Consider the following 19,669-nt stretch of genomic DNA (forward strand, 5'->3'; position numbering starts at 1 on the left):
ATGCGCTACTCGTTACGTCAGGACATCGCGGTGGAGCCAGTCATCGCCGGCTGGTACGGCTGGTCGTATCTGCTGCCGCCACAGACCCTTGCCCGCTTCAATCACAACCGGTTCACCCGCATCGTCGAGAGTTACCTCGACGACCCGCAGGTCCACGCGGCGGCCGTCCGGCAGCGCCGGATGCACGGCGGCCCCTGGATCCACGCCCACGAGCACCGCGACGCCATCGAGGCCTGGTACCGGGACACGGCTCCACGACGGGCGCGGCTGGACGAACTCTTCGAGGCGATCCGGCGGCTGGAGGAGGACATCCTGCCCCGCCACCACGGCGAGTGCCTCGATCCCGTGTACCAGGAGCTGCCGCAGGCACTGGCCGGTCGCGTGGAGGTGTTCTACGGCAGGGACAACCGCACGGCCGACTACCGTTTCATCGAGCCTCTGATGTACGCGTCGGAATACTACGACGAGTCGTGGCAGCAGGTGCGTTTCCGCCCCATCATGGAGGACGCGCGCGAGTTCGCTCTCACGACTCCGATGCTGGAGTACGGTCCGGAACAGCTGCTGGTCGACGTCCCACTGAATTCTCCGCTGCTCGACACGGTCTTCCGCGGCGGTCTGACCGGGGCCGAACTCGAAGACCTGGCCGCAGGGTTCGGGCTGCGGGGCGAGCGGGCCGCCCGGTTCGCCTCGTACTTCGAGCCCACCCCACCGCCCACCCCACCGCCCGCCCCGGAACCGGCCGCTCCCCCGGCCAGCGACGATGTTCTCGAATACGTGGGCCATGCCTGCGTGTTCGCCCGCTACCGGGGCACGACCTTCCTGGTGGACCCGGTTCTGAGCTACGGCGGCTACCCCGGCGGGGCGGAGAACCGGTTTACCTTCGCCGATCTGCCAGAGCGCATCGACCACCTGCTCATCACCCACAACCACCAGGACCACATGCTGTTCGAGACCCTGCTGCGGATCCGGCACCGGGTCGGCAGGGTCCTGGTCCCCAAGTCCACCAATGCCAGTCTGGTGGATCCCGGACTCGGCGGCATCCTGCGCCGGCTGGGTTTCACCGACGTCGTCGAGGTCGATGACCTGGAGACACTGTCCTGCGGCTCCGCCGAGGTCATCGCCCTGCCCTTCTTGGGGGAACACGGCGATCTGCGGATCCGCAGCAAGACGGGCTGGCTGCTCCGGTTCGGGGAGCGTTCGATGCTGTTCGCCGCCGACTCCACAAACATCTCGCCGACGATGTACACGAAGGTGGCCGAGATGATCGGGTCGGTCGACACCGTCTTCATCGGCATGGAGAGCATCGGCGCGGCGGCCAGCTGGATCTACGGTCCCCTCTACGGTGAGCCGCTGGACCGCAGGACCGACCAGAGCCGGCGGCTCAACGGCTCCAACTTCCCCCAGGCGAGAGAGATCGTCGACGCGCTGGAGCCCGATGCCGTCTACGTATACGCGATGGGCCTCGAGCCCTGGATGGGCATCGTGATGGCCATCGACTACGACGAGAGCCATCCCGCCATCGTGGACAGCGACCTGCTGGTGCGGCACGTCCGGGACAAGGGTGGGACCGCCGAGCGGCTGCACCTCCGACGGACGCTGCGCCTCTGAGCGACGCCCACTCTCCCGGCCCCGCTCCCTCGACCCGCGAAACGCCGTCCCACGCACCCATCGGCGAGCCTCTCGAGACAAGGTGCCCATCATGCGCACGCTCCTGATCGACAACTACGACTCGTTCACCTACAACCTGTTCCAGTACATCGGTGAGGCGACCGGTCAGCCTCCCGTCGTCGTGCCCAACGACGCCGACTGGTCGCGGCTGTCCGTCGAGGACTTCGACGCGATCATCGTGTCCCCTGGGCCCGGCAGCCCAGACCGGGCGAGGGATTTCGGGATCAGCCGACAGGCGATCACCGAGAGCGGTCTGCCCGTCCTCGGCGTCTGCCTCGGCCACCAGGGCATCGCCCAGCTTTTCGGCGGAACCGTCGGCCTGGCACCGGAACCGATGCACGGCCGGGTCTCCGAGGTGCGGCACACCGGCGAGGACGTCTTCAGAGGTCTCCCCTCGCCGTTCACCGCCGTGCGCTACCACTCCCTGGCCGCTACCGACCTCCCCGACGAGTTGGCGCCCCTCGCCTGGAGCGACGACGGCGTCGTCATGGGCCTGCGGCACCGCGAGAAGCCCCTGTGGGGCGTCCAGTTCCATCCGGAGTCGATCGGCAGCGACTTCGGCCGGGAGATCATGGCCAACTTCCGCGACCTCGTCCTCGCCCATCACCGGGCGCGGCGGCGCGCGGCGGCCTCCCCGTACGAGGTCCATGTGCGCCGTGTCGACGTGCTGCCGGACGCTGCCGAGGTACGCCGCGCCTGCCTGTCCGGCGACGGCGCCACGTTCTGGCTGGACAGCAGCGCCGTCCTAGAAGGCGCCTCCCGCTTTTCCTTTCTCGGCGACGACCGCGGCCCGCTCGCCGAGTACGTCACCTACCGGGTCGCCGACGGTGTCGTCTCCGTCCGCGGCTCCGACGGCAGGACGACGGAGACGCCGCAGCCCTTCTTCACGTACCTGGAGAAGCAGCTCGACCACCGACGCGTACCCACCGCCCCCGGTCTGCCCTTCGAGTTCAATCTCGGCTACGTCGGCTATCTCGGCTACGAGCTGAAGGCCGAGACGAGCGGCCACCCCGCGCACCGGTCCCCGCACCCTGACGCCGCGCTGCTCTTCGCCGACCGCATGATCGCGCTTGACCACCAGGACGGCTGCTGCTATCTGCTTGCCCTCGACCGCCGCGGCCAGGATGACGGGGCACGGGCCTGGCTGCGGGATACGGCCAAGACCCTCACCGGTCTGGCCGCCCTCGCCCCAGCGGAACGAACCCCCGCCATGGCCTTCGGCGCCCCCGAGGCGGCGGCGGGCTTCGGCCCCTTGGCCCAGGCACGCCACGACAAGGATGCGTACCTCAAGCGCATCGACGAGTGCCTCAAGGAGATCCGCAACGGCGAGTCGTACGAGATCTGCCTGACCAACATGGTCACGGCGCGGACGGAGGTGATGGCCCTGCCGCTCTACTCCGCGCTGCGCACGATCAGCCCGGTCCCCTACGGCGCCCTGCTCGAGTTCCCGGAGTTGTCGGTGCTCAGCGCCTCGCCCGAGCGGTTCCTCACGATCGACTCAGACGGTGGCGTCGAGTCCAAGCCCATCAAGGGGACCCGTCCCCGAGGCGGCACGGCCGAGGAGGACGAGCGGCTCCGTGCCGACCTGGCCGGTAGGGAGAAGGACCGGGCCGAGAACCTGATGATCGTCGACCTGGTCCGCAACGACCTCAACAGCGTCTGCGCGATCGGCTCCGTCCATGTGCCCCGACTCTTCGAGGTGGAGACCTACGCGCCCGTGCACCAGTTGGTCTCGACGATCCGTGGGCGGCTGCGGCCTGGCACGAGCACCGCTGCCTGCGTTCGTGCGGCCTTCCCCGGTGGCTCCATGACCGGTGCGCCCAAGAAGCGCACCATGGAGATCATCGACCGGCTGGAGGAAGGCCCCCGGGGTGTGTACTCCGGCGCGCTCGGCTGGTTCTCCCTGAGCGGCGCCGCCGATCTCAGCATCGTCATCCGCACCATCGTGCTGGCCGCCGGCCGGGCGGAGTTCGGCGTTGGCGGAGCGATCGTGTCCCTCTCCGACCAGGAGGAGGAGTTCACCGAGACCGTGGTGAAGGCACGTGCCATGGTCTCCGCCCTTGACGGCACCGCCGTGGCGGGCGCGCGATGAGCGGCTTCGCCCGAAGTGTCGTCGTCGGCGGGAGCGGAGCGGTGGGCGGCATGTTCACCGGCCTGCTGCGGGAGGCGGGCAGCCAGACGCTCGTCGTCGACGTCGCACCGCCCCCGGAGGAGCGGGACTCCTGCCTGGTGGCCGACGTCACCGCGCCGGGGCCCGAGCTGGCGGCCGCCCTCGGCCGCGCGGACCTCGTCCTGCTCGCCGTTCACGAGGCGGTGGCCCTCAAGGCCGTCGCCCCCGTGACCCGGCTCATGCGACGGGGCGCGCTGCTCGCCGACACGCTCTCCGTCCGGACGGGCATGGCTGCGGAACTCGCGGCCCACGCCCCCGGAGTCGAGCACGTCGGTCTCAACCCGATGTTCGCCCCGGCCGCTGGCATGGCTGGTAGGCCCGTGGCTGCCGTGGTCACAAGGGATGGGCCCGGCGTCGCCGCCTTGCTGCGGCTCGTTGAGCGCGGTGGCGGGAGGCCCGTACGGCTCTCGGCGCAGGAGCACGACCGGACGACCGCGGCCACCCAGGCTCTGACGCACGCGGTGATCGTCTCCTTCGGGCTCGCCCTCGCCCGGCTGGGCGTGGATGTCCGCACGCTGACGGCGGCGGCACCGCCACCCCATCAGGTTCTGCTCGCCCTGCTGGCCCGTGTGCTCGGCGGCAGCCCCGAGGTATACGGGGAGATCCAGTGGTCCAACCCCAGGGCCGTGTCCGCGCGTCGGGCGCTCGCCGACGCGCTGCGCTCCTTCGCCTCGCTGGTCGGCGACGACCCCGACCGCGACCTCGACAACAGAGACGGCGACGGCCACCGGGGAGCCACAGGTCTGGGAGGCGTCTTTGAGGATCTCCGTCAGCTCATGGGACCCGAGCTCGCGGCGCGACAGGACCACTGCCGGGAGCTGTTTCGCACCATCCACCGCACCGACGACGAAGGGGAGACGGACCGATGACCGAGCAGGACGAGCTGCACCGACTGCGCACGGAACTCGACTCTCTCGACGGCACCCTCCTGGACACGCTGCGCCGCCGCATCGACTGCGGCGTCCGCATCGCGCGGTACAAGTCCCTGCACGGTGTCCCGATGATGCAACCCGGCCGGGTCAACCTGGTCAAGGAGAGGGCTGCCCGCTACGCGTCCGACCACGGCCTCGACGAGACGTTCCTGGTGAACCTCTACGACGCGATCATCACGGAGATGTGCCGCGTCGAGGACCGGGTGATGAGCCGGGAGAGCCTGACGTCCGAGGGCCGGCGTTGAGCCCCTCCCTCCGGACCACCTCGCACGACACCCATTTCAGCCCTGACGGCACCTTTCCGTGGAGGGCGGAGGAGACCACGATGCACGCGACCACGACGCTTGCGCCCCTGACCGGGCGGACGGCGGCTCAACAGCCCTACTGGCCGGACCCGGAGGCGCTCGACGAAGTGGAACGGGAGCTGGCCGGGCTGCCCGTCCTCACCACCGAGAACGAGGTCGTCGACCTGATGAGCGGGATGGACCTGGTCGCCCGCGGCTCGGCGCTCCTCATCCAAGGCGGCGACTGCGCCGAACGTTTCCACGAGGCCGTTCCGGAACTGGTCCGGCAGAAGGTGGACAACCTCCAGGGTCTCGCCGCGATCATGCGGGCTGGCAGCGGGCTGTCTGCGGTGGCAGTCGGTCGCATCGCCGGCCAGTACGGAAAGCCACGCTCGTCGCCGTTCGAGACGGATGACTCGGGCTCGGGACGGCAGATGCCCAGCTACTGCGGTGACGCCGTGAACGAGCCCGAGTTCGAACCGGTGGCCAGGACCCCGGAGCCCCGTCGGCTCCTCACCGCGTACACGTGCTCGCGGCTCGTTCTCGACGAGATCCGGCACTCCTGGGCGGGACGGCCCGTCCTGGAACGGGTCTACGCCTCCCACGAGTTGCTTCTCCTGCCCTACGAACGGCCGCTGGTGAGAAGGGGCGCGCACGGTACGTACAGTAGTTCCGCCCACTTCGGGTGGATCGGCGAGCGGACGCGCCGGGAGGACAGCGCCCACGTCGCTCTCGCCCAGGCCGTGCACAACCCGATCGGCGTCAAGCTGGGGCCGTCGGTTTCGCCGTGCGACGCGGTTGCCTTGAGCCGGTCGTTGAACCCGGATGGCGTTCCCGGGCGGCTGACGTTCATCGTGCGCTTCGGTGCCAAGGACGTGGACCGGCTCCTGCCGCCGGTCGTCGAAGCGGTCGCCCGCCACGGCGCACCGGTCGTCTGGCTCTGTGACCCCATGCACGGCAACGGGCTAAAGCTGTCCGGCCACAAGACCCGGTTGATCGAGCCGATGCGTGCCGAGATCGCGTCCTTCACGCGGGCGCTGCGGGCGCGCGGACAGTGGCCCGCGGGGCTCCACCTGGAGCTGACGCCGGACCCGGTCACCGAGTGCGTGTCGGAGCGAGACGAGCCGCCGCGGTTCACGGACTACCGGTCCACGTGTGACCCGCGTCTGAACCCCGAGCAGTCGGCGGAGATGGTCTCCCATTTCCTCTCCCTGCTCTGAGGGGCGTCCCGTGCGCTACGCGCATACGGCCGGTGGCCCGTCCCCACCAGGAGGACGGGCCACCGGACACGGGGAGCGGCGGTCAGGAACCGGCCTGCACCGGGCGCTCGGCTGGACGGTTCTCCGTGGCGCCGGTGTCGCTCTTGCCGCCGGTGATGCCGGTGGCCCGGGCCACGCCCGCCAGGACCAGGGCGGTAGCGACGAGCACTGCGCTCACAACCAGCGGCGAGCGGTAGCCGAGGTCGGCGCCCAGGGCGAGGCCACCCAGGGCGGGTCCGGCAGCAGCGCCGACGTTCATCGCGGCGGTGGCGAAGCCGCCAGCCAGCGTGGGGGCGTCCGATGCCGTGTAGAGGGCCTGCGCGATCAACGTGGAACCCACGCCGAACGAGAGCGCCCCCTGGACGAAGGCGAGGATCAGCGCCACGACCGGGATCGCGGCCGTGAGGGCGAAGAGCAACCAGCCCGCCAGCAGTGCCGCACCACCGACCACCAGCACCTGGCCGGGACGGCTGTCCGCCAGCCGGCCGCCCACGTTGACCCCGACGAAGGACCCGATGCCGAACAGTGCCAGCGTGGCAGGCACCCACCCGGAGCTCAGATCCGTCACATTGGTGATGACAGGCGAGAGGTACGTGAACGAGCAGAACGTCGCTCCGTTGACCAGCGCCCCGAGCACGAGCGTCATGATCACCCGGGGCGTGCGGAACGCCCGCAGCTCGTGGCGGACGCTGGGAGCCGCAGGGTCGACGGGCGTCACCGGTACGGACCACAGCACCGCGAAGACCGCCGGGGTGCAGACGATCGCGACACCCCAGAAGGTTGAGCGCCAGCCCCAGACCTCGCCCAGTACGGCGCCGAGGGGTACCCCCGCGATCAAGGCGAGGGTGACCCCGCTCAGGAGCACCGAGGTCGCCCGGCCCTTGGCCTGGGGTCCTGCCATGCTCGCCGCGGTCGCGAGGCCGACGGCGAGGAAGCCCGCGTTGGCCAGTGCGGCGACCACCCGCGTGATGAAGAGGACCTCGAAGCTGTGGGTGAGGGCGCCCACGACGTGGGCCAGGAGGAAGGTGATGAGGAAGGCGAGCAGCGCCCGGCGGCGCGGCCATCGCAGGCTCAGCATCGCGACCAGCGGTGCGCCGACGATCATGCCGACGGCGAAGGCCGAGGTGAGCGAGCCGACGGCCGGGAGGGACACGCCCAAGTCGGCGGCCATGTCCTCCACCAGCCCGGACAGCATGAACTCCGATGTTCCCTGGGCGAATACGGCCAGCCCAAGAACGTAGATGGCGAATGGCATAAAAGAAGCTCCAACTACATCGCAGAAAGAGGAGACGCGACGCATGGACGGAAGGTCATGCGTCGCGGGGGAGACGTCCTGGAGAGAGCTCAGGGCGTGATCCCGCGATGCGGTTGATCCGTGGCGGATGCGCGACGCACTGCTCGGCGACGGGGCCGGAGGAAGCAGGGTCGTCAGAGGCTTACGCGATCAGCCACCGGATCACCGGTGGCCCGCTTCTTTCCGCCTCAGGACTCGACATGCCTCTCAACATAGCAACGCCCGGATTGCTGTGTCTAACACATTCGACATCTCCGGCGCCCGGCCCCTCCGCTGTCCCCTACCGGGTACGGCGCATCGCCGCGTGCCCGTCGACCCGTACAGAAGGAATGTTCATGACGACCCATCAAGTAACCATGACCATGGTCGGTCTGGCGTTGGTCCTCGCGCTCGCGCATGTGCTTGGGCGCCTCGCAGGGCGGTGCGGCCAGCCGGCCGTCCTCGGCGAGATCCTCGCCGGCGTCCTGCTCGGTCCGACGCTGTTCCACGGCGCCCTCGCGGACGCGGTTTTCCCCCCGGACGTCCGGCCGATGCTCAGCATGCTCGGCAACCTCGGCGTCGCGCTGTTTATGTTCCTTGTCGGACTTGAGCTCGACCACAGACTGCTGCGTGGGAACAAGCGTGCTGCGGTCGGGGTGTCCGTGGGGTCGATCGTCTGCTCGTTCGGACTTGGTGTGCTGCTTGCGGTGTGGCTTTGGAACGACCACGCGGTCGGCAACCGCCTCGGCTTCGTGCTGTTCATCGGCGCGGCCATGTCCATCACGGCCTTCCCGGTCCTAGCCCGCATCCTCACCGACCGGGGCATCCAGCACACCAGGGTCGGTGCGCTAGCGATGGCGAGCGCGGCCGTCGGGGACGCCGTCGCCTGGCTGTTACTTGCGGCCGTCCTCACCTTCATGGGGAGCCAGAGCTCCTGGCATGTGCTGCTGGTCCTGCCGTACGCCGTGATCATGCTTGCGGTGGTACGGCCGCTCCTCGGAAGGTTCCTGGCCACCCGGGAGCCGAGCGAGCCGGGTGCCGCGCCGCTCGGAGCGCTGACGGTGCTGCTACTCATCTCCGGTGCGCTGAGCGAGTGGTTCGGGCTGCACTTCATCTTCGGCGCGTTCCTCGCCGGCGCGATCGTGCCACGCCACGGCACGGAGCGGCTGCGCGCGGCGGTCACCGACCGCTTCGAGACGATCACCTGGATGCTGCTGCCCGCGTACTTCACGGTGGCCGGGCTGAAGGTTGACCTGAGCACGGTGGACGGGGACGGACTCGGCGAGCTGGGCCTGATCCTCCTCGTGGCGATTGGCGGCAAGTTCGGTGGCGCCTACCTCGGAGCGCGGGCCGCGGGCCGGTCCGGGAGGTCTGCGACGACGCTGGGCATCCTCATGAACACCCGTGGTCTCACCGAACTCATCATCCTCGGCGTGGGACTGCAACTGGGGCTGCTCGACACGGATCTGTACTCACTCATGGTGGTGATGGCCCTCGTCACGACCGCCATGACCGCACCCCTGCTGCGCTGGGCCTACCCGCGTCAGATGGTCGGCGCGGATCTGCAGGAGCTGGCTGCGAAGTGGGAGACGGCGGCACCGCTCGCCGAGCCCGCCCGTCCCGTGGGCGGGAAGCCGTCGGAGGCGAAGCGATGACGCCCACGCTCCTGACTGGGCTGGTGCCGGAAACGGCCCTGACTGCCGAGGAGTTCGGCGACGTCCCGGACGCCTGGATCTTCCCGGAGGAGGCGGCCGTGCTGAGCCGAGCGATGGACCGCCGGCGCCGGGAGTTCGCCACTGTGCGGCACTGCGCGCGGGTGGCCCTGACCTCCCTCGGGCGACCCGCCGGACCGATGGTCCCAGGGGAAAAGGGTGCGCCGACCTGGCCGGAGGGTGTGGTGGGTTCGATGACCCACTGCGACGGCTACCGTGCCGCCGCCGTGTCCCGGAGTATCGACGTCGCCGCCCTGGGTATCGACGCCGAACCCCACGCGCCGGTGCCGCCGGGCCTCCTCCGCCGGATCGCGTCACCGTCCGAGCAGGGCCACCTGACGGCACTGCGCCACACCCGTCCCGCGCTCCACTGGGACCGGCTGTTCTTCAGTGCGAAGGAGTCCGTGTACAAGGCGTGGTTCCCCCTGACCGGGACGTGGCTGGACTTCCGCGAGGCGGAGCTGGCCATCGACCCGTACCGGCAGACCTTCCGCGCCCGTCTCCTGCGGACCGGACACGACAAGGAGGGACGCCCGCTCCACACCCTTCATGGGCGGTGGCGGGTCGCCCGCCGACTCGTCGTCACCGCCGTCGCCCACAGAGTCACGGCCTCCACCCATCGAGGCACGACCTACGCCCGGGGGGAGTTCGGCTCCACCACCGTGCACGGACGGCGCTAACCAGTCAGGGATTCCTCAGCGCAACGCAGCTCCTGAGCCATTCCCTTGAGTTCGTCGGCGCAGGCAGACAGGATGTCGGCTACCGCGCTCCGTCCGTGCAGGGGAATGGCGGGGGCGAGGCGCTTCCATTCCTCTGCCGTCCGCAGCTGCGTGTGCAGTCGGCGCAGGACAAGCCGTCCATTCTCACTGAGCCGCAGCGAGGGGTCGTTGCGGAGTCCGTCGAAGAGGGTGATGCGGCGAGCGCGATCGGGCGCGGCTCTACGACTCGTACGGCCCTCGCCCGGTGCGGGCGCCGTGGTGGCGGTGGGACCGTCGGACCGGCGGCTCTCGGGAACCACCGGCCGCCCCTGGGCCAGCCGGTAGCGCACGTCACGGGCGGTCCCCACGGAGATCCCGGCCCGCCTGGCGATCTCCCGCAGCGAGGCTGCCGGGTTCTGACTGATCACCTCGGCGGCCACCCGGCGTCCCTCCGCCGTGGTGGACGGACGGACCCGGCCGTCACGACCGACACGCGCGTCCGGTCGCGCGTCCGGGTCAGCGATGTCCCGGCGCAGCGCGCCCACGCCGGTGGCGCTCCAGCCGGTCTTCTCGGCGATGCTGCGGTCGGACCAGTGGGGGTGCGTGCGCAGTATCCGTAACGCGGCCTGCTTCCGCTCGTCGCTCGATAGCGGAAGTCCGTGCCGCGTGTTGGACTCCACGGCGAGTAGGAAGGCCGCGTGCTCATCGCCCTCGAACCAGTGCGCGCCGATGGTGTGCCGGTTGCGCAGCTCCGTGGCCCTCACCCGGTGCATGCCGTCGACGACGCGCAGGGTCGCCCGGTGCACCAGGATCGGCGGAAACTCTGCCTCGCTCTCCGCGAGTGCCCGTACGTGTGCCTGGTCGAGCGCGAAGCGTGGCGAGTCGGCCGGCAGCAGAGTGCGTATGTCGATGTCGAAGGTCGACGCCTGTCGTTGATCCGATATCGCGGACATCAATGCCTCCAGGAATGCACGTCATCCATGACAGGAACGGTGGGACGCCTCCGCCGCCGCGGGCATGACAGAGCGGCGCGCGATCGTACAGCGGTGGCGCGGAGAGAGGAATCACTGCACAGGGGGGTGCAGGGATCACGAGTGGGGGTGGGGGGTGGCGGAAGCAGGGCTGGGGGAAGCGGCTGCAGGCTAGTGCGCGGTGCAGGGTTGCGGAGCGGTGCGGGGTACGGACTTGTCAACTGCCGTGGCGCCGACGTCCGGTTCTCGTCATAGCCGTGACGTCCGGTGGGGAAGCCGGTCTCAGACGGCCGGCGCTCAACCGGTTCACCCACCGGTCCTGCGTGTCACGCTGCTGCACCATGCGATCGCGATCCTTTCGAGGGATATACGACGCCTCGTGAGGCGCTGACTACAGCCAGCATGTGACGTTAAGTCAGCGAATGATGAGGCGTCAACATGTCCGCTGAAGCGGACGGGCTTGTCCGCCTCCGAACCTGTCCGGGATCACTCTTGTCCGCTCCCGTGAACAGGGATACACATGGCCTGTGTCCTCGGAGTGTCTTCGGGAGGGAGGGGTCGCATGGGTGGGGAACCGGCGCACCAGGACGAAGTGCGCCCGCTGCTACGGAAGTTCGATCAGCGGCTCACCGAACTGATCCACGCCGTCTACCCCGATGAACAGCAGCGGCCGGGATACGCTCGCCTCGCCCGAGAAATCAGCGCCGAGACCGGTGGCTCCATCTCGGGGACGTACCTGTGGGAACTCGCCACGGGCAAGAAGCGCAACATCACCCTCGAACAACTCGACGTCCTCGCTCAGTTCTTCGGGGTACCTCCTGAGTACTTCCTCAACGAGGAGGTGTCGCAGAGAGTGAAAGCCCAGCTGGCGCTCGCCACCGCCCTGAGGGATGCCAAGGTACGCAGTCTGGCGATGCGGGCCTCGGGGCTCTCGCCCGCGAGCCTCGACTCCCTGCTGACCATCGTGAACGAGACGAGGAAGGTGCAGAACCTCCCCGAGTCTGGTCACCAGGGGTCGGGCACGGACGCCGGAGCCGGTGGAGAGACGACGGCCACGTGACGGAGGACGCTTTCAAGCCCTACACCGAGGAGCCGTAGGTGATGCGATCCCTCACCCTGCATCGGCGGTGCCGGAATCTCGCCGAACAGATCCAGCTCCCCCAGCCGTTCTCCATGGCGAGCTTCCGCGACCACGTCGCGGCGCACCGTGGACGACCGCTGCATCTTCACGCGTTACCGCTCGAAGCCGCGACGGCTGGCGCCTGCGGCCTCTGGCTCGCGACGACCGCGGACGACCACATCTTCTACGAGCAGCACACCTCCACGCTCCATCAGGAACACATCGTGCTGCACGAATTCGGCCACATGCTTTTCGACCACCATCCGATGACGGAGGAAGCGGACGACGGTGACCCCTTGCGCACGGTCCTGCCGGATCTCGATCCGCGCATGATAGGACGCCTCCTCGGGCGCACCAACTACTCCACCCGCCAGGAGCGCGAAGCCGAGCTGCTCGCGAGCCTCCTGCGCACCGGGGCGGATCAGCCGCCGCGACGTGAACGACACGACCCGCTCGCCAGTCTGAGTGCGGCCCTCGGGGTCGAGGACCCCGGGTGCTGAGCGCGTTCGGCGAGTGGCTCACGTACCCCAGCTGTCTCTGCCTCTGCCTCGCCGTACTCCTTCGCGCGGCGCCGTCTCTGCGCGCCGCGGACCAGCGCGGGCTGTGGCTGGCTGTGACCACGGCGGGAGTGGCGATGGCGCTGGACCTCCCCACCATCACCAGGATCACCACGGAGCTCGTCGGCACCGGCCACGCTGTCGATCTGGTGAAAAACCTGACCGGAGTGGTCTCGGCGGGCGCTGTCCTGTTTTTCGTCGCCGCACCCATCAGGAGTCGCCGGCTCCGCGTCGGCCTCTGCGGTGCTATTGGCACGATCCTGGTCGTCCTGACAATTCTCGACCTCTCCGTCCCGGCACATCCCTCCCACTCGGTGATCGCCGCCGCAGGCCCGTCGCCGTCCTTCGCCTACTGGCTGACACTCATCTTCACCCATGTGGTGGCCAACTCCGTGTGCATGATCGTCTGCTGCTGGTACAGCCTGCGCACGGGCGACCGCCCCCTCGCCACCGCTCTCTGGCTGTTCGCTTCAGGCACCGCGCTCGCCGAGCTCTTCTGGATCGGTCGGCTGCTCCGCCTCGTGCTGGACGCGTCATGGGCTCTGCCCTACCTCCCGCTCCTGATCAATCTGCACGCCCTCTTGCGCGCGACAGCCATCCTCGTGCCCACCGCCGTCACGCTCGCCGGCGCCCTGGCCGACGCCCGCACCGTGTGGCGTCTCTGGCCCCTCTGGCACGACCTGGTGGATGCCGTCCCCCATGTCGTCCTGACCAAGCGCCGCATAAGACTCCTCGAACTCCTCTGGCCTCCGATACCGCGCAGACTGCTCTCCTACCGCAAGCTCATAGAGATCCGGGACGCCATGCTGGAACTCGATCATTACGTTCCGCCCGGGCTCCCCCTGCTCGCCCGCGACCATGTCCGGCCCCTGGACCTCACCCCTGTCCAGGCCGACGCGGCGGTCCTGGCGTGTGTGATGAAGGAGGCCCGTCGGGCGAAGCTCGCGGGTGGCCCTCGGCGCGAGCCCTCTGCAGAATCGTTTGACCAATGGAAGTCGCCGCTGCTCCTCACCCGCCAGGAGCACGCGACAACTCTCACGGCCGAGAAGACCCACTTAATCGAACTGGCCCGGGCCTACACCTCGGCATCCGCCCGCTCGTTCGTCATCCCTCCACACAGGCGCGCGCCGCAGCACCGGCACAGCTGACGGACGTGGCGATCGACGCCGTGGCAGTGGCCGCCCACCTGCCCACGCGCACGAGCAGTCGCTGCCATCGCTCTGGCCTGGGTCGCGATCGGTGTGGGACCGGCCGCCGCCGCGGAGTAGCACACGCCGACTGCGGCGATCGTCACACCGGAATGGCCGGACTTCCTGGCCGGCGACCCGCACACCACGGGGACGTGCTGGAGCCCGACCACCCACTCAGCGGTAACCGCGTGATCTTCGGTAGGGACGACTGGTCGGGACCGACTGACGCGCTGGGCGGCGGGGCCACACTGGAAGGCTCACCGAGCCTTCCGCCGACACCAACCAACGTCGCCGACCGTCGGCCCCCCAGCAAAGGCCACCGCCTGCAGTCACCTCACACTCGGCACGCACCGCAAGCGGAGGTCGTGACTCTCCCCATCGGCGGCCATACGCAGGCCGCGAAGAATGCCGCAGTGACTCCCGCACGCTCGTGATTCAGCAGCGAACCCACGCGTCGGAAGCAATAAGGCGAGACAACCCTCGGGTTCCCGTGGATTCCCCTTTGAGATTCTGCGAATCCGTCGGCTTCTCGGCTCCGGCGGCTACAACGCTGCTCTCATCGCCGAACTCGCCGGCCCGACCGGCCATGTCACCACCCTCGACATCGACCCAGCCGTCACCGACCGGACCACCCGCTTCCTGACCGAGACCGGATACGGCCGCATCCGCGCGGTCACCGCGGACGCCGAGCACCGGCCTGCCGAGGTGGTGCCGGACGGCGAATTCAACGCCATCGTGGTCACCGTCGACACCTGGGATCTGCCCTGGATCGACGCCCTGGCCGAGGGCGGCCGTCTCCTCGCACCGGTGCGTCTACACGGGTACCACTGGGCCATCAGCTTCACCAAGCGCGACGGGGCCTTGCACAGCGACGAGCCGCTCATCGTCTGCGGTTTTGTCGCCATGCAGGGCGACGGCGCCTGGCACAGGAATCGCCGCACCGTCCCAGGCACCGGCGTCCACCTGTCCTGGGAAGACGGCACCCCGTTGCCCGTCGACGAACTCGCCCCAGCCCTCACCTGCGAGCCGACCGTGACACACACCCACGTCACCGTAGGCGGCCAGGACCCCTTCGACGCCCTCACCCTCTACCTCGCCGGCGCCCTGCCGGGCTTTGCCGCCTCTCGGTCGACTCCGACGGCGACAAAGGGGTCCTGAACCCGCCGCCCAAGCACTGGCCCGGCGCCGCGATCGTCCGCGGCAACTCCCCCGCGCGACTGGCCACCGAGCGCATCGGCGACGGAGACGACGGCAAGGGCCTGTACGAGTTCGTTGTCCATGGCCACGGCACCCGAGGACATCTCGCTCCACAGGAGATGGTCGAGCAGGTCCGGCACTGGCAGCACAACCACCGCGGCGCCCTCTGCCCCCGCATCACCGCCCGCCAGCTGCGCCCCTCCGATCAGAGACCACGAACTGCACGTATTTGCCAAGAAGCACACCCGCATCACCGTGGACTGGCCGATCTTTCCCGGCCCCGCTGCACTGCTCACCGGCCGAGGGAGCTGCAGCGACGGATGAACGGCGGTACCTCCTGATCACCGCTCCCGTCCCGTGCCGAACCCATGCCCGCCCCACCGATAAGGAAGGCACCGCCAAGTGACCACTCCCGTCTCACGTTCGGATGATGTCGCACCGCGTGCTGCCCTGTCCGCAGGGCAGCACGCCGTCCCCCGGCACACGGTGTGGGTCGGTGCCGCCGCGCTCGTCACTGACCAAGTCGGCCGCGTCCTGCTCGTTCACCCCACCTACCGCGAGGACGACCGGTGGCTGCTGCCCGGAGGAGTCGTCGAACCCGTACACCACTTCCCAGGACGCAACCGCTAGTTGCTGCGGCCTGGGGCATCACTGAGAGGGCCCGACTAGGCGATCACGGAACTGCTGAAAGGAATGCCAGCCCGACGTTTGCCCCGGAGATATCAGGTCCCCTTCTGCGCAGTCGAGCACTCCGCACCGCAGAGCCTCGGCAAGGCGGAAAATATGGATCAGCACGTCGTCGCCGGAGCCTCGGACGTGGAGCATGACCGAGTCCACGGGGTCTACCGAGCCGATGTTGAATTCGATGGACCAAGCAGCACCGGAGAGTTCGCCCCAGGTGGGGTCCGAGAGATCAGCTTCGGGACAGGCTTGGGTGACGGCCGCGAGTACGTCGTGCCGCCGGCCGAGCGGGGCCGGGCTGCAGTCGGCGGGGATCTCCTGCACCGAGGTGACGCCGTCAGGCAGGCGGAGGAGGAGCACGTCCCAGCTCATGGTGGCCTTTCGGGTAGGACTCGAGCGGTTGCGGTGGGTCACATCAGGTTGAGTTGCTCATCTGGAGGCTGCGGCAGCAGCACATCCTTCAGACGGCGGATGTCTGCGCGCCAGGCTCCGCCATCCGACTCGTCCCAGAGGTCCATCAACTCTGACGGTTCGGTCACAACACGTTCGAGGGCCTGAAGGGCGAGGTCGCGCGGGCCTGTGAGGTCGGGAAGGGGATCCTCCGGTCCATAGAACGGATCGGCAGGCTCACCGCCAGGACACTGGGAGGCGACAAGGGCGGCTGTGGCTACGGCCTCTCGGATTCGGGTGCTTCGAGGTAGCCCACGGTGTCGATCACGTGCGTGAGAGCGCCGGGAACGACACCCTCACGTTCGCCTGCGGTTGCCTCGTCAAGGTCGCCGCCGAAGTCCGCTGCGGTGTCGTTGTCGAAGGGGCCGATGTCCCAGGTGCCCATGGTCTCTCCTGATCATGATGTTGACCGGGGCATCGTGACAGAGGGCACGCTGATGGGTCATCACGGCGCTACGGCCCGGTCGAGTCGCCATCAGGCCAGGAGGGCCCACACCGTCAGGCCAATTCACGGGGCAGCGAGCCTGAGGCAGCTCAGCTGGGCGAATGCCCTTCTCAGCTCCCAAGCGGTTCACCATGGCCCTTTCCGCCGGCTCTCACGCGGCGTGTGACCGTCCGTCTCTCACCTGCGGAAACAGCGCCGGTCACGCCAAGCGGAACTCTGCCGACGAATGGAGAAAAGCAGCGGAAGCGCACTCACAGCCATAGTGCGCCGGCGCCGCCCCTTCAAACCGTGGTTCTGCGACCATGACCCGGGGGCGTCAGGGTCGGGAGGCACTGGCAGGCACTGATCAACCCGCCGCCGCGACGCCTCGGCCACTACTCGCCGAAGAAGCTGGGCTTCTTCTAGACGCCTGCGGAAAGGCGCCTGAACTGGGTCCTCACCCGTCAGGCGCCTTTCGCTCAGCTCGCTCCCGACCGAGCGCGGCTTGCGCGCCAACTCCCGGTGCCTCCCACGATTGCGCCCCTCCTGACCAGTGCTTCCGGACCAGTCACGGACCAGATCCCCCGGTTCAGCCCTCGGGTGCGTCACCTCGGCCGACGCGCTGCCACTCGTCCGGGGACTGCCCGGGATCGGCCGGCTGGATCGGTGACCACCTGCCGATTCACCCCGACTCGGGGCCTCGCTCGTCGCGCTTTCGTCGGCCACCACCTGATCGGTGGCCGACTCGATGAAGCTCACTGGTGCACATGCGCGCGCTGTCCATCGCGGTCGAAGACCATGATCAACTCGGCCGGCCCGTCCAGGGCCGTGATCGCGTGCGGGACCATCGTCGCGAACTCCGCCGCCTCCCCCGCGTCGACGTCGATCTGCCGCTCGCCCAGCCACAGCCGTACGCGCCCCTCGAGCACGAGGAACCAGTCGTGGCCCGGGTGCACCCGTTGGCCGGGCGACGCGTCGGACGGCTCGAGGCGCATCTTCATCGCGACCGTGCGCCCGTCCGGACGGCTCAGCCGCCACGTCGTCCGCGTCCCGCTGCTGTGCGCGACGGGACGGATGACGACGTCGTCGTCATCGGGTACCTCGAAGAGCACGTCGAGGCTCACCTGGAGGGCGTTCGCCAGCGGCACGAGCACATCAAGGCTCAGCGTGCGCTTGCCCGTCTCGACGCGGCTGATGGTGGACGGGCTGAGGTTGGTGCGCTCGGCCAGCTCGTCGAGGGAGTACCCCAGGGTGGTGCGCATGCTGCGCAGGCGCGACCGCGCCAGGGCCTCGATGTCGGCGACTCTGTTCATGCCCCCATCCTGGCACTTCTTGCTAATTACGCAAGGGGCTTTGCCGAGAACGCCGGACGCCCGTACCGTCGGACCCATGAGCAACCACACCGCGCAAAGCCGGCACTCAGCCCATTCCGAGCACACCCGGCACATCAGCCGCGTCCAGCACCCCACCCTGGAACGCCACTGCGACGTCGCCGTGATCGGCGGCTCGGCCGCCGGTCTCGCCGCCGCCCTGCAGATCGCCCGCCAGCGGCGCAGCGTCGTCGTGGTCGACGACGGCACCCCGCGCAACGCCCCGGCCGCGCACATGCACGGCTACCTGGGGCACGAGGGGGTCGCGCCCGACGAGCTGATGGAGGCCGGGCGCGCGGAGGTACGCACGTACGGCGGGGAGGTGCTCGCCGGCCGAGTCGTGGGCGTGCACCGTCGCGACGACGGCCGGTTCCGGCTCGACCTCACCGGTGGGCATGTGCTCGTCGCCCGCCGCGTCCTCGCCGCCACCGGCCTGTCCGACGAGCTCCCCGCGATCGACGGAGTCGCCGAGGGGTGGGGACGCAGCGTGATCCACTGCCCGTTCTGCCACGGCTTCGAAGTGCGCGACCAGCGCCTGGTGCAGATCGTCACTCACCCCCTGGGTCTCCACCCGACCCCGCTGTTCCGGCAGTTGACCGACCGGCTGGCCGTCGTGCTGCACGACCCGGCCGGACTCGACGAGGGAGTCGTCGAAGCCCTTGCCGCCTCCGGCGTCGTCGTCGAGCGCGGCGAGGTCCGCCGGGTACTCACCGGGCCGGACGGCGAGGTGTCCGGGGTCGAGCTCGGCGACGGTCGTGTCCTCGAGGCCGACGCCGTCGTGGTCGGTGCGCGGTTCCGGGCACGCGCCGACGTGCTGGCCGGGGTCGGGCTCGGCGTTACCCCGCACCCGACCGGCGCCGGCGACGTCCTGGCGGTCGACCCGCGCGGCGAGACCGACGTACCGGGGATCTACGCGGCCGGCAACGTCACCGACCCGAGTCTGCAGGTGCTGCCGTCGGCCGCCCAGGGCAGCCAGGTCGGCGCCGTGATCGCCTTCAGTCTCGCCGAGGAGGATCTGCGCGCCGCCGTCCGGCGCTCGGGCGAGGAGGCCGACTGGGACCACCGCTACGGGGGCCCCGACCGGACCTGGAGCGTCAACCCCAACGGCACCCTCGTCCGAGAGGTCTCCGCCCTGGCCCCGGGCCGGGCGCTGGACGTGGGAACCGGCGAAGGCGCCGACGCCCTCTGGCTGGCCGAGCGCGGCTGGAAGGTGACCGCCACCGACATCTCCGGCAACGCGCTCGCCCGGGTGCGCGCCGAGGCCGAACGCCGCGGGCTCGCCGTCGACCTCGTCCGAGGCGACGCCAACGATCCCGCGCCCTTCGGCGGCGAGACCTTCGACCTGGTCTCGCTGCAGTACGGCTCGTTCAAGCGCACGCCCGACCAGCGCGGTCTGCGCAGCCTGCTCGCCGCCGTGGCCCCCGGCGGCACGCTCCTGGTCGTGCACCACGACCTCAGCCCCCTGCACGACCCGGTGGACGTCGCGACCCAGACCCGGATGTACGACCCGGAGGCGTTCGTCGGGGTCGACGAGTTCGCCGCCGCGCTCACCGCCGAGCCGGACACCTGGCATGTCGAGATCCACGAGACCCGGCCGCGGCCCTCCGGCGCGGCCAGCACCCACCACGTCGACGACGTCGTACTGCGCGCGACTCGGCGAGCGGTCTGATCGCGCTGCCGGATCCGTTGACGCAGCAGCGCCGGACTGAACCC

At 69.6% G+C, this 19,669-nt stretch carries 17 protein-coding genes and 1 pseudogene; 13 read left to right on the forward strand and 5 right to left on the reverse strand.

Going from position 1 to position 19,669, the window contains the following annotated elements:
* The 5 genes from AB0J10_RS03075 to AB0J10_RS03095 all read left to right on the forward strand — a co-directional run bounded on the left by AB0J10_RS03075 (position 1) and on the right by AB0J10_RS03095 (position 6,274).
* Positions 1 to 1,608, forward strand: coding sequence for an MBL fold metallo-hydrolase (locus tag AB0J10_RS03075; RefSeq protein WP_363057186.1), 1,608 nt, complete (start codon positions 1 to 3; stop codon positions 1,606 to 1,608).
* Between the two features lie 91 nt (positions 1,609 to 1,699).
* Complete coding sequence (gene pabB / locus AB0J10_RS03080; RefSeq protein WP_363057188.1) at positions 1,700 to 3,760, forward strand: aminodeoxychorismate synthase component I; 2,061 nt, start codon at positions 1,700 to 1,702, stop codon at positions 3,758 to 3,760.
* Positions 3,757 to 4,707, forward strand: coding sequence for a 4-amino-4-deoxyprephenate dehydrogenase CmlC (gene cmlC, locus AB0J10_RS03085; protein ID WP_363057190.1), 951 nt, complete (start codon positions 3,757 to 3,759; stop codon positions 4,705 to 4,707). The genes pabB and cmlC overlap by 4 nt, the downstream gene beginning before the upstream one ends.
* Positions 4,704 to 5,015 carry a 4-amino-4-deoxychorismate mutase CmlD gene (gene cmlD, locus AB0J10_RS03090; RefSeq protein ID WP_363057192.1) on the forward strand — a complete coding sequence of 104 codons (312 nt, stop codon included), beginning with the start codon at positions 4,704 to 4,706 and terminating at the stop codon, positions 5,013 to 5,015. The genes cmlC and cmlD overlap by 4 nt, the downstream gene beginning before the upstream one ends.
* A gap of 80 nt (positions 5,016 to 5,095) precedes the next feature.
* Complete coding sequence (locus tag AB0J10_RS03095) at positions 5,096 to 6,274, forward strand: 3-deoxy-7-phosphoheptulonate synthase (RefSeq protein ID WP_363057194.1); 1,179 nt, start codon at positions 5,096 to 5,098, stop codon at positions 6,272 to 6,274.
* A gap of 82 nt (positions 6,275 to 6,356) precedes the next feature.
* Here the strand turns inward: AB0J10_RS03095 and AB0J10_RS03100 are convergent, their stop codons facing one another.
* Positions 6,357 to 7,568, reverse strand: coding sequence for a Cmx/CmrA family chloramphenicol efflux MFS transporter (locus AB0J10_RS03100; protein WP_363057196.1), 1,212 nt, complete (start codon positions 7,566 to 7,568; stop codon positions 6,357 to 6,359).
* 374 nt (positions 7,569 to 7,942) lie between these two features.
* Between AB0J10_RS03100 and AB0J10_RS03105 the strand changes: the two genes are divergently transcribed.
* Positions 7,943 to 9,241, forward strand: coding sequence for a cation:proton antiporter (locus AB0J10_RS03105; RefSeq protein ID WP_363057198.1), 1,299 nt, complete (start codon positions 7,943 to 7,945; stop codon positions 9,239 to 9,241).
* The gene (locus AB0J10_RS03110; RefSeq protein WP_363057200.1) at positions 9,238 to 9,978 is read left to right on the forward strand and encodes a 4'-phosphopantetheinyl transferase superfamily protein; all 741 of its coding nucleotides are present in this window, start codon (positions 9,238 to 9,240) and stop codon (positions 9,976 to 9,978) included. Before AB0J10_RS03105 ends, AB0J10_RS03110 begins: the two co-directional genes overlap by 4 nt.
* Here AB0J10_RS03110 and AB0J10_RS03115 read toward each other — a convergent pair.
* Positions 9,975 to 10,949 (reverse strand): transcriptional regulator, encoded by a 975-nt coding sequence (locus tag AB0J10_RS03115; RefSeq protein WP_363057202.1) that lies wholly within the window; start codon positions 10,947 to 10,949, stop codon positions 9,975 to 9,977. The genes AB0J10_RS03110 and AB0J10_RS03115 overlap by 4 nt on opposite strands.
* Positions 10,950 to 11,529: 580 nt before the next feature.
* On the opposite strand from AB0J10_RS03115, the gene AB0J10_RS03120 reads away from it, so the two are divergent.
* The 5 genes from AB0J10_RS03120 (at position 11,530) to AB0J10_RS03140 (ending at position 15,661) form a co-directional block, all read left to right on the forward strand.
* Complete coding sequence (locus AB0J10_RS03120) at positions 11,530 to 12,027, forward strand: hypothetical protein (RefSeq protein WP_363057204.1); 498 nt, start codon at positions 11,530 to 11,532, stop codon at positions 12,025 to 12,027.
* A 41-nt stretch (positions 12,028 to 12,068) separates the two neighbouring features.
* Positions 12,069 to 12,587 (forward strand): hypothetical protein, encoded by a 519-nt coding sequence (locus tag AB0J10_RS03125; protein WP_363057206.1) that lies wholly within the window; start codon positions 12,069 to 12,071, stop codon positions 12,585 to 12,587.
* Positions 12,581 to 13,792 (forward strand): MAB_1171c family putative transporter, encoded by a 1,212-nt coding sequence (locus AB0J10_RS03130; protein ID WP_363057208.1) that lies wholly within the window; start codon positions 12,581 to 12,583, stop codon positions 13,790 to 13,792. The genes AB0J10_RS03125 and AB0J10_RS03130 overlap by 7 nt, the downstream gene beginning before the upstream one ends.
* Before the next feature lie 558 nt (positions 13,793 to 14,350).
* On the forward strand, positions 14,351 to 14,992 hold the full coding sequence (locus AB0J10_RS03135; RefSeq protein ID WP_363057575.1) for a hypothetical protein: 642 nt from the start codon (positions 14,351 to 14,353) through the stop codon (positions 14,990 to 14,992).
* Positions 14,993 to 15,433: 441 nt separating this feature from the next.
* Positions 15,434 to 15,661, forward strand: coding sequence for an NUDIX hydrolase (locus tag AB0J10_RS03140; RefSeq protein WP_363057210.1), 228 nt, complete (start codon positions 15,434 to 15,436; stop codon positions 15,659 to 15,661).
* An 18-nt stretch (positions 15,662 to 15,679) separates the two neighbouring features.
* Here the strand turns inward: AB0J10_RS03140 and AB0J10_RS03145 are convergent, their stop codons facing one another.
* The 3 genes and pseudogenes from AB0J10_RS03145 to AB0J10_RS03155 all read right to left on the reverse strand — a co-directional run bounded on the left by AB0J10_RS03145 (position 15,680) and on the right by AB0J10_RS03155 (position 17,899).
* Complete coding sequence (locus tag AB0J10_RS03145) at positions 15,680 to 16,084, reverse strand: hypothetical protein (RefSeq protein WP_363057212.1); 405 nt, start codon at positions 16,082 to 16,084, stop codon at positions 15,680 to 15,682.
* A 38-nt stretch (positions 16,085 to 16,122) separates the two neighbouring features.
* Positions 16,123 to 16,547, reverse strand: a pseudogene (locus AB0J10_RS03150) (DUF4259 domain-containing protein).
* Between the two features lie 794 nt (positions 16,548 to 17,341).
* The gene (locus AB0J10_RS03155; protein ID WP_363057214.1) at positions 17,342 to 17,899 is read right to left on the reverse strand and encodes an XRE family transcriptional regulator; all 558 of its coding nucleotides are present in this window, start codon (positions 17,897 to 17,899) and stop codon (positions 17,342 to 17,344) included.
* Between the two features lie 76 nt (positions 17,900 to 17,975).
* On the opposite strand from AB0J10_RS03155, the gene AB0J10_RS03160 reads away from it, so the two are divergent.
* Positions 17,976 to 19,625 carry a bifunctional NAD(P)/FAD-dependent oxidoreductase/class I SAM-dependent methyltransferase gene (locus AB0J10_RS03160; RefSeq protein ID WP_363057216.1) on the forward strand — a complete coding sequence of 550 codons (1,650 nt, stop codon included), beginning with the start codon at positions 17,976 to 17,978 and terminating at the stop codon, positions 19,623 to 19,625.
* Positions 19,626 to 19,669: the final 44 nt, after the last annotated feature.

Source organism: Streptomyces sp. NPDC049887 (genome assembly GCF_040656535.1).
GTDB lineage: Bacteria > Actinomycetota > Actinomycetes > Streptomycetales > Streptomycetaceae > Streptomyces.